Raw genomic sequence first — 10,115 nt, forward strand, 5'->3', positions numbered from 1 at the left:
CCGTCGCAGCACGGCGTTGACGAGGCCGGCGTGCCGCCCGCTCACGCCCTTCACGACCTCGACCCAGGCGCTGACGGCGGCGTAGGGGGGAGTCCCCCGCCACAGCAGCTCGTAGGCGCCGAGCCGCAGCGCCGCCGACACCTCGGCCGGCAGGCGGGAGGCGTCGGCGAGGAAGGGGGCCAGCCTCGCGTCGATCGCGAGGAGCCGCCGCACGGTCCCGTAGGCGAGGTCGGCGGCGAGCGAGCGGTCCTGGCCGCCCAGGCGGGCCGCGTCGACCGCCCGCGAGAGCGCCCGCGACAGGTAGGCGCCCTCCAGGCAGCGCACGACGACGGCGAGCGCCACGGAGCGGGCGCTCGCCGGGGGTGGCTCGTGCGCGGCGCCTGAAGGCGCCGCCGTCACTCGCGCGGTTCCTTGTAAGACTCCACGGCGAACCGGACGGCGGTGCGCTCCTCGTCGTGCAGCTCGAGCTTCACGAACGACGGCACCGTGACCAGCCCGAGCCCGTCGGCCTGGATGTACGAGCGTGCGATGGCGATGGCCTTCACCGCCTGGTTGACGGCGTGAGGACCTATGGCCTGCACCTCCACCTCACCCTCGTTACGTAGCAGGGCGGCGATGGCTCCCGCAACCGAGTTCGGCCGTGACGAACCAGACACACGAAGGATTTCGATGGCCTACCTCCCCGCCTGAGACCGCGTGCCACAGTGTGCATCATCGCCGGTCACCGCGCAACCGCGCCGGTCACGGCGACGCGGCCGCTTGTTGACACTTTCACGAGGTCTGCATATACTCCCCCGCAATGACCAGGCTGTCGCTGGGCAACGGTCCGTGCTCGGGCCTGCTACTAGGCCAGGGGGGTCGCGCCTGCTGACCGTCTAGGTCGGTCTATCGGCTGCTCGTGCCCCGCCGCTCCCTCACCGAGCGGCGGGGTTTCCTTTGGTGGTCGCGGGAGGTGTGGGTGAAGGGTGCAGAGGTAGTGATGAAGATGCTCGAGCGGCACGGCGTGGAGGTCGTGTTCGGGCATCCGGGGGGCGCGATCATGCCGATCTACGACGCCCTCTACGACTCGGGCGTCAAGCACGTGCTGGTCAGGCACGAGCAGGCCGGCACCCACATGGCGGACGCCTACTACAGGGCCTCCGGCCGCGTGGGCGTCTGCTTCGCCACCTCCGGACCCGGAGCGACGAACCTGGTCACGGGCCTGGCGACGGCGCACATGGACTCCTCGGCCGTCGTGGCGATCACCGGCAACGTCGTACGCGGGCTCATCGGCACCGACGCCTTCCAGGAGGCCGACGTCTACGGCATCACCGGGCCGGTCACGAAGCACAACTACCTGGTCAAGGACGTCGCGGACCTGCCGCGCGTGCTCACGGAGGCGTTCCACATCGCGTCCACGGGCCGCCCGGGCCCCGTCCTCGTGGACGTGCCGAAGGACGTGCAGCTGGCCGAGTGCGACGGCCCGCTCGACGCCGAGATCGACCTGCCCGGGTACCGGCCCACCTGCGTGGGGAACGCCCGCCAGATCGAGAGGGCGGCGGAGGCCATCGCCAAGGCGCAGCGTCCCGTGATGATCGTCGGCGGCGGCGGCCAGGCCGCGCCGGACGAGGTCGCCGACTTCGTCGCGCACACCGGCATACCCGTGATCACCACGCTGATGGGCATCGGCGCCTACCCGCCGGGGCGCGACGAGTCCCTGGGCATGCCGGGCATGCACGGCACGGTCACCGCGAACCGAGCCATCACCCACTGCGACCTGATCCTCGGCGCCGGCCTGCGGTTCGACGACCGCGTCACCGGCAAGGTCAGCCGCTTCGCACCGAACGCGACCGTCGTGCACATCGACATCGACCCCGCCGAGATCTCGAAGCTCGTCAAGGCCCACGTGCCCGTCGTCGGCGACCTCCGCGACGTGCTGCCCCGCCTGCGGGCGTTGCTGCCCCGCCTGGAGATCGGCCCGTGGCGGGAGCAGCTCGCGGCCTGGAAGGACAAGTACCCCGAGCGCTACAAGGCCGACAGCCCGCTGGTCTCGCAGGAGGTCCTCGAGATGCTCCGCGAGGCCGCCGGCGGCGGCTGCATCGTCACCACCGAGGTCGGCCAGCACCAGATGTTCGCGGCGCGCCTCTTCCCGACCACCAAGCCGCGCAGCTTCATCACCTCCGGCGGCCTCGGCACGATGGGCTTCGGCCTGCCCGCCGCGATCGGCGCCGCCTTCGCCCGACCGGGCGAGCAGGTCGTGTGCGTCGCCGGCGACGGCAGCATCCAGATGAACGTGCAGGAGCTCGCCACGCTGGCCAAGCACCGCCTGCCGGTCGTCATCGCGATCCTCAACAACGGGATGCTGGGGATGGTCAGGCAGTGGCAGGAGCTGTTCCACGCCCAGCGCTACTCGGAGGTCTACCTCGCCGACTCGAACCCCGACTTCGCGAAGCTCGCCGAGGCCTACGGCATCGAGGGTCACAACGTCTTCGACCGCGAGCACGCCAGGCGCGTGATCCCCGCCGCCCTGGCCAAGGGCGAGCCCGTGCTGCTGAACTTCCTCGTCTACGAGGCCGAGAAGGTGTGGCCGATGGTCCCGGCGGGCGCCGGCGTGGACGAGATGATCATCGGCGACCAGGAGCCGGAGCCGGCGGCCGCCGAGCCGCGCGAGGAGGTGCCGGCGTGAGGGCGCGGACGCGGGCTCTCGAGGGGGCGCGCCCGTGACCGTCTCGCGCCACGTCCTCTCCGTGACGGTGCGCGACCAGCCCGGGGTGCTCCTGCGCATCGCTGGCCTGTTCGCGCGCCGCGGCTACAACATCGAGTCCCTCTCGGTCGCCCAGACCGAGCGGCCCGGCCTCTCGCGCACGACCTTCGTCGTCACGGGCGAGGACGCGACCGTCGAGCAGGTCACGAAGCAGCTCCAGAAGCTCATCGACGTGCTCACGGTCGTCGACCACTCCGGCTCGGCGTACGTGAGCCGCGAGCTGATGCTCATCAAGGTCGCCGTGCGCTCGCCCGACGACCGCGTCGAGCTCAGGCAGATCGCCCAGGACTTCAGGGCCCGCATCGTCGACGTCGCCAGGCAGGCGCTGACCTTCGAGGTCACCGGCGACGAGGGCAAGGTGCAGGCGTTCATCGGCCAGATGAGGCCGTTCGGGATCCTCGAGCTCGTGCGGACCGGCATGGTCGCCCTGGAGCGCACCGAGCAGGAGAGGGGGCGCGCCAGGGCCGCATGAGGCGAGCCGCGCGGACCGCGACAGAGCGGCCGCCGCGCCGGGGCACGCCGGCGCAGGGACGAAGGCAGGGCGCACCGCCGCCCGGGAACGACGCGAACCGCCTCCGCGGGAGGCGAGGAGGAGAGTGAACCAGATGGCGAAGATCTACTACGACGCCGACGCCGACATCGACGACCTGCAGGGACAGACGATCGCCGTCATCGGCTACGGCTCGCAGGGACACGCCCACGCGCTCAACGCCCGCGACTCGGGCTGCGACGTCGTCGTCGGCCTCAGGCGCGGCTCGAACTCGTGGGCCGCCGCGGAGGCCGCGGGACTGCGGGTCATGGAGGTCGCCGCGGCGGCCGCGGCCGGGGACATCGTCATGGTCCTGCTGCCCGACGAGGTGCAGGGACGCGTCTACCGCGAGCAGATCGAGCCGCACCTCGAGCCGGGGAACGCGCTGGCCTTCGCGCACGGCTTCAACATCCACTTCCACCAGATCGCGCCGCCCAAGGCGGTCGACTGCTTCATGGTCGCCCCCAAGGGACCCGGCCACCTCGTGCGCCGCACGTTCCGCGAGGGCGGCGGCGTGCCTTGCCTCCTGGCCGTCCACCAGGACGCCACCGGCGACGTCAAGCGCCGGGCGCTGGCCTACGCCAAGGCGATCGGCGGCACGCGGGGCGGCGTGGTGGAGACGACGTTCAAGGAGGAGACCGAGACCGACCTGTTCGGCGAGCAGGCGGTGCTGTGCGGCGGCCTCACGGCGCTGATGCAGGCCGGCTTCGAGACGCTCGTCGCCGCCGGGTACCAGCCCGAGCTGGCCTACTTCGAGTGCGTGCACGAGATGAAGCTGATCGTCGACCTCATCTACGAGGGCGGCTTCGAGAAGATGCGCCACTCGATCTCGAACACGGCCGAGTACGGCGACTACGTGACCGGCCGCAAGGTCATCGACGAGGGCGTCAGGGAGCGGATGCGCGAGGTGCTGGCGAACATCCGCTCCGGCGCGTTCGCGCGCGAGTTCCTGCTCGACAACGAGGCCGGGCAGGTCGTCCTCCGGACGGGCCGCCGCAACTCGGCCGAGTCGCAGATCGCCCAGGTCGGCGCCGAGCTCCGCGGGATGATGCCCTTCATCGGACGCCAGGAGGAGGCCGAGGAGGGCCCCAAGGAGGTACCGGCGTGAGCTACGTCCGGTTCTTCGACACGACCCTGAGGGACGGCGAGCAGAGCCCGGGCGTGGCGCTGAACACCGCGCAGAAGCTCGAGATCGCTCACGCGCTCGCCCGCCTCGGGGTCGACGTGATCGAGGCCGGCTTCCCCATCACGAGCCAGGGCGACTACGAGTGCGTGCGCGCGATCGCCGCGGAGGTCGAGGGACCCATCGTCTGCGCCCTGGCCCGCACGCACACGGCGGACATCGACAGGGCCGCGCAGGCCGTGGAGGTCGCCAGGCGCCCGATGATCCACATCTTCACCTCGGCCAGCGACGTGCACCTCGAGCACATGCTGCGCAAGACGCGGGAGGAGGTCCTCGAGCTCTCGGACAGGATGGTCCGCTACGCGCGCGGCTTCGTCGACGAGGTCGAGTTCAGCGCCCAGGACTGCATGCGCGCCGACCCCGAGTTCGTCTACGCGCTCGTGCGCACGGCCATCGCCGCCGGGGCGACGACCGTCAACGTCCCCGACACCACCGGCTACGGGACGCCGCAGGAGTACGGGGGCCTCATCAGGTCGATCTTCGAGAACGTGCCCGAGGCCAGGGACGTGCGCATCAGCACCCACTGCCACGACGACCTCGGCCTGGCCGTCGCGAACTCCCTCGCCGGCGTGGAGGCGGGCGCGACGCAGGTGGAGGCGACGATCAACGGCATCGGCGAGCGCGCCGGCAACACCTCCCTCGAGGAGGCCGCGATGGCGCTCTACACGCGCGCGGACCACTACGGGGCGAGCATCGGCATCAACACGCGAGAGATCTACCGCGTCAGCAAGCTCGTCGAGCGGCACACCGGCATGCTCGTGCCCCCGAACAAGGCCGTGGTAGGGGAGAACGCCTTCTCGCACGAGGCCGGCATCCACCAGGACGGCGTGATCAAGCACCGCGCCACCTACGAGATCATGAACGCCGAGCTGGTCGGACGCGACGCCGGCGTGCTCGTCATGGGCAAGCACTCGGGCAGGCGCGCGTTCCGCAAGACGCTCGCCGACCTCGGCTACGCCAACGTGCCCGACCAGCGGCTCGACGCCGTGTTCGCCCGGTTCAAGGACCTCTGCGACCGCAAGAGCAGGGTGACGAACGAGGACATCAGGGCGCTCATGGACGACGAGGCCGGGCGCGTCGCCGAGGCCTACGTGCTGCGGAGCGTGCAGTTCCAGTCCGGCACGAACATGACGCCCGTCGCGACGGTGACGCTGGAGACGGACACCGGCCCCGTGACGCTGGCCGGCACCGGCGACGGTCCCGTCGACGCCGTCTACCACGCGATCGAGGCGATCACGGGGCTGAGCCTCGAGCTCGACTCCTACGACCTCAGGAGCGTGGGCTCGGGCAAGGACGCCCTCGGGGAGGTGACGATACGCGTGCGCCAAGACTCGCGGCTGGTGCAGGGCCGCGGTCTCTCGACCGACGTCGTCGAGGCCTCGGCGAAGGCCTACGTGGACGTGCTCAACAAGCTGGCGGCCGGCCAGGTGAGGCTGACCGCCGGCCGGAGGGCCGGGGAGGAGGCGGCCGGCGTCGCGGCCGGGGACTGAGGCCGCGCCTCGGCGCCGCCATGGCAGCGCTGGGGAGGCCGACGCCCCCTGTCCGTCGGCGGGGCCCGCGCCCGGAGGCGGGCGCCGCGCTTGACACGCCCGCGCCCGCGCCATTACAGTTCCCGCCAACGTTCGGCCGGGTACCGCGCGACCCACCCAGCGCGCCGCGACGAGCGTCCGCCTTGCAGACGCCGACTGCCGCGTCACCGTAGCGCCGTCCGGGTCGGCCTGCCAGCCAGAGGAGCAGCGACCAGCGGGCGCCGAGGCTTCCCATCTCGTCAGGGAGGTTACGTGCCCGTGTGGTCAGACTTCACGAAGCTGAGTTGGCCCGGTGAGCGCGACGCCTGCGGCGTCGGCTTCGTCGCCCACGTCGGCGGCCGGGCCTCGCACGACGTCCTGGCCCACGGGCTCACCGCGCTGGAGAACCTCGCGCACCGCGGCGCCGTCAGCGCCGACGGCAAGACCGGCGACGGCGCCGGCGTGCTCACGCAGGTGCCCCACAGGCTGTTCCGCCGCGAGCTGGAGGCGCGCGGCGTGGGCCTGGAGCGGGACCGCGACCTCGCCGTAGGCGTCTTCTTCGTCGCCAACGACGCGCCGGCCGCCCGCGTGTTCGCGCTCGTGAAGGACGAGCTGGCGCGCAGCCCGCTGGAGACGCTGGCGTGGCGCACGCCGCCCACCGACCCCGAGGCCCTCGGCGAGCAGGCCAGGGCGCGGCTGCCCCACATCAGGCAGGTGCTGCTGCGCAGGCCGCGCTGGCAGGGCGAGGAGGCGTTCGAGAGGACCCTCTACCTCACCAGGAAGCGGATCGAGAGGCGCCTCAGGGACGCCGGCCTGGGGCGGGCGTACGTCTGCTCGCTCTCCAGCCGCACGATCGCCTACAAGGGCCTGATGGCCGCCAGCCAGCTCGAGCGCTTCTACCTCGACCTGGCCGACCCCGACTACGAGACCGCGATATGCGTCTTCCACCAGCGCTACAGCACGAACACGGTGCCGCGCTGGTCGCTGGCGCAGCCGTTCCGCCTGCTCGCCCACAACGGCGAGATCAACACGCTCCAGGGCAACGTCAACTTCATGCGCGCCCGCGAGCCCAGGCTGACGGGTCGCGTGTGGGGCGACGAGGTCAAGGACCTGGTGCCCGTGATCGACGACGGGGCCTCCGACTCGGGGGCCCTCGACAACGCCCTCGAGCTCCTCACCCGCTCCGGCCGCGACCTGCCGCACGCGCTGATGATGCTGCTGCCGCAGGCCTACGAGAACGACGCCGAGGTGAGCGCCGACCTGCGCGGCTTCTACGACTACCACGCCACCCTCATGGAGCCGTGGGACGGTCCCGCCGCCCTGGCCGTCACCGACGGGCGCTACGCCGTGGCGGCCCTCGACCGCAACGGCCTGCGCCCGCAGCGCTACTGGCTGACGGCCGACGACCTGCTCGTCGTGGCCTCCGAGGCCGGCGTGCTGCCGGCGGAGGACGACCGCGTCGTCGAGCGCGGGCGCCTCGGCCCCGGGCGCATGATCGCCGTGGACACCCTCGAGGGCCGGCTGCTGCGCGACGACGAGCTCAAGGCGCGCTACGCCGGCAGGCGCCCCTACGGCACCTGGGTCGAGCGCTACCAGGTGGGCCTCGAGCCGGCGGAGGAGGACGTCGCCGCGGGGGACGGCGTCGACCTGCGCCGCGCGCAGCAGGTCTTCGGCTACCACGCCGAGGAGTACGACAGGATCTTCGAGCCCATGGCCGTCCGCGGCGAGACGCCGCTCGGCTCGATGGGCGACGACACGCCCCTGGCGGCGCTCTCGGCCCTGCCGCAGCTCACCTACGGCTACTTCAAGCAGCGCTTCGCTCAGGTCACGAACCCGCCCATGGACCCGCTGCGCGAGAGCGTCGTCATGTCGCTGGCCACGGTCCTGGGACCGCGCGCCAGCGTCCTCGACGAGGAGCCGGAGGCCGCGCGGGTCATGCGCTTCCCCGGACCCGTCATCGACGCCGCGACCCTCGCGGCGCTGCGGTCGCAGACCGTCCTCGGCACCGCGGTGCTCGACTGCACGTTCCCGGTGGCAGCGGGCGAGGAGGGCCTGGCCAGGGCGCTCGAGGAGCTCGCCGACAGGGCCCAGGACGAGGTGGCCTCCGGCGTCGCCGTGCTGATCCTCTCCGACAGGGGCTTCGGTCCGGACCGCGCGCCGGTGCCGATGCTCCTGGCGGTGGGCGCGGTCCACCACCGCCTGCTCCTCGTCGGCCGGCGCACGCGGGCGGCGATCGTCTGCGACACGGGCGAGCCGCGCGAGGACCACCACTACGCCTGCCTCATCGGCTTCGGCGCCGCGCTCGTGCACCCCTACCTGGCGCTCCAGACCGTGCGCGACGTCGCCAAGGGCGGGAAGGGGTGGGACCCCGTCGACCCAGACGAGGCCGTGGCGCACTACGTGTCAGCGGTCGAGAAGGGCCTCTTGAAGACGATGTCGAAGATCGGCATCAGCACGCTGGCCGCCTACCGCGGCGCCCAGGTGTTCGAGCAGGTGGGCCTCTCCGCCGACGTCGTCGAGCGCTACTTCTACGGCACGCCGGGGCTCGCCGGCGGCGTCGACCTCGGCGTGCTGGCGCGCGACGCGCTGGCGTTCCACGCCGCGGCGTACCCCGAGGCCCCCGAGCGCCTCACCGACCGCGGCGTCTACCGCTTCAGGAAGGCCGGCGAGTACCACGCCCTCAACCCCGACGTCTTCAAGCCGCTGCACAAGGCCGTGAGGACGGGCTCGCAGGAGGCGTTCGCCGAGTACCTGTCGGCCGTGGACGGCCGCCGCCCCGCGACGGTGCGCGACCTCCTCGAGGTGACCCCCGCCGGTCCGCCGGTCCCCCTCGACGAGGTCGAGCCGATCGCCGAGCTCGTCAAGCGCTTCACGACGCAGGCGATGAGCCACGGCTCGGTGTCGCGCGAGGCGCACGAGGCGCTGGCGATCGCGATGAACCGCCTGGGCGGGCGCAGCAACTCGGGCGAGGGCGGCGAGGACCCTGTCCGCTTCGGGCCGTACGAGCGCGACATGCCCGAGCGCAGCCACTCGCCCACCTGGCACCCGCGCGCCGGCGACCACGCGAACAGCGCGATCAAGCAGGTGGCCTCCGGGCGTTTCGGCGTCACGCCGCACTACCTGGTCAGCGCCCGCGAGCTCGAGATCAAGATGGCGCAGGGCTCGAAGCCCGGCGAGGGCGGCCAGATCCCCGGCTACAAGGTCTCGGAGGAGATCGCCGCGATCCGCCACGCCGTGCCGGGCGTGACGCTCATCAGCCCGCCGCCGCACCACGACATCTACTCGATCGAGGACCTGGCTCAGCTGATCCACGACCTCAAGAACTCCAACCCATCAGCCCGGATCCACGTGAAGCTGGTCGCCGAGGTCGGGGTCGGCACGGTCGCGGCGGGTGTCTCGAAGGCGCACGCCGACGTTGTGCTGATCTCGGGCCACGACGGTGGCACCGGCGCCTCGCCGCTGACGTCGCTGAAGCACGCCGGCGGTCCGTGGGAGCTCGGCCTCGCCGAGACCCAGCAGACGCTGCTGCTCAACGGTCTGCGGGAACGGATCGTGGTGCAGACCGACGGGCAGCTCAAGACCGGCCGCGACGTCGTGGTGGCCGCCCTGCTCGGCGCCGAGGAGTTCGGTTTCGCCACGGCCCCGCTGGTGGTGTCGGGCTGCATCATGATGCGCGTCTGCCACCTCGACACCTGCCCGGTCGGCGTGGCGACCCAGAACCCCGTCCTCCGCGAGCGCTACACCGGCAAGCCGGAGTTCGTGGTCAACTTCTTCGAGTACATCGCCGAGGAGGTGCGGGAGTACCTCGCCGAGCTCGGGTTCCGCACCCTCGACGAGGCGATCGGCCACGCGGAGATGCTCGACGTCTCCAGGGCCGTCGACCACTGGAAGGCCGCCGGGCTCGACCTGACGCCGATCCTGCACGTGCCCGCGCTGCCCGAGGGCGCCGCGCGGCGACGCACCACCGGTCAGGACCACGGGCTGGAGAAGTCGCTCGACGTCACGCAGCTCGTGCCGCTGGCCCAGCCCGCGCTCGAGAGCGCGGGGAGCGAGCGGGTAAGTGCAGCGCTCGAGATCCGCAACACCAACCGCACCGTCGGCACCATGCTCGGCTACGAGCTGACGAAGAAGTATCGGGGCGCGGGCCTGCCC

The 10,115-nt window shown here is 72.1% G+C and carries 7 protein-coding genes; 5 read left to right on the forward strand and 2 right to left on the reverse strand.

The features are described from left to right. A partial coding sequence (locus VF202_08250; protein ID HEX7040086.1) for a transcription antitermination factor NusB occupies positions 1-342 on the reverse strand: 342 nt, incomplete at its 3' end. Between the two features lie 53 nt (positions 343-395). Beyond that, positions 396-671 carry a stage V sporulation protein S gene (locus VF202_08255; protein HEX7040087.1) on the reverse strand — a complete coding sequence of 92 codons (276 nt, stop codon included), beginning with the start codon at positions 669-671 and terminating at the stop codon, positions 396-398. 287 nt (positions 672-958) lie between these two features. Between VF202_08255 and ilvB the strand changes: the two genes are divergently transcribed. From ilvB to gltB, 5 genes are all read left to right on the forward strand, one after another. Continuing rightward, positions 959-2,665: a biosynthetic-type acetolactate synthase large subunit gene (gene ilvB, locus VF202_08260; protein HEX7040088.1), complete on the forward strand. Its 1,707-nt coding sequence runs from the start codon at positions 959-961 to the stop codon at positions 2,663-2,665. 34 nt (positions 2,666-2,699) lie between these two features. After that, positions 2,700-3,215 (forward strand): acetolactate synthase small subunit, encoded by a 516-nt coding sequence (gene ilvN, locus VF202_08265; GenBank protein ID HEX7040089.1) that lies wholly within the window; start codon positions 2,700-2,702, stop codon positions 3,213-3,215. Positions 3,216-3,348: 133 nt separating this feature from the next. Continuing rightward, positions 3,349-4,380, forward strand: a complete 1,032-nt coding sequence (ilvC, locus tag VF202_08270) for a ketol-acid reductoisomerase (protein ID HEX7040090.1) — start codon at positions 3,349-3,351, stop codon at positions 4,378-4,380. Beyond that, a complete protein-coding gene (locus VF202_08275) occupies positions 4,377-5,945 on the forward strand; it encodes a 2-isopropylmalate synthase (protein HEX7040091.1) in 1,569 nt (522 codons plus the stop codon). Before ilvC ends, VF202_08275 begins: the two co-directional genes overlap by 4 nt. A 291-nt stretch (positions 5,946-6,236) precedes the next feature. Continuing rightward, positions 6,237-10,115 (forward strand): glutamate synthase large subunit (gltB, locus tag VF202_08280; GenBank protein HEX7040092.1); only part of this gene is annotated, 3,879 nt, incomplete at its 3' end.

Source organism: Trueperaceae bacterium (assembly GCA_036381035.1).
In the GTDB taxonomy this organism is placed as follows: Bacteria; Deinococcota; Deinococci; order Deinococcales; family Trueperaceae; genus DASRWD01.

What these genes read in the sequence shown, in the direction of transcription:
- ilvC (HEX7040090.1), top strand. Translation starts at nt 3,349, where the DNA reads ATGGCGAAGATCTACTACGACGCCGACGCCGACATCGACGACCTGCAG.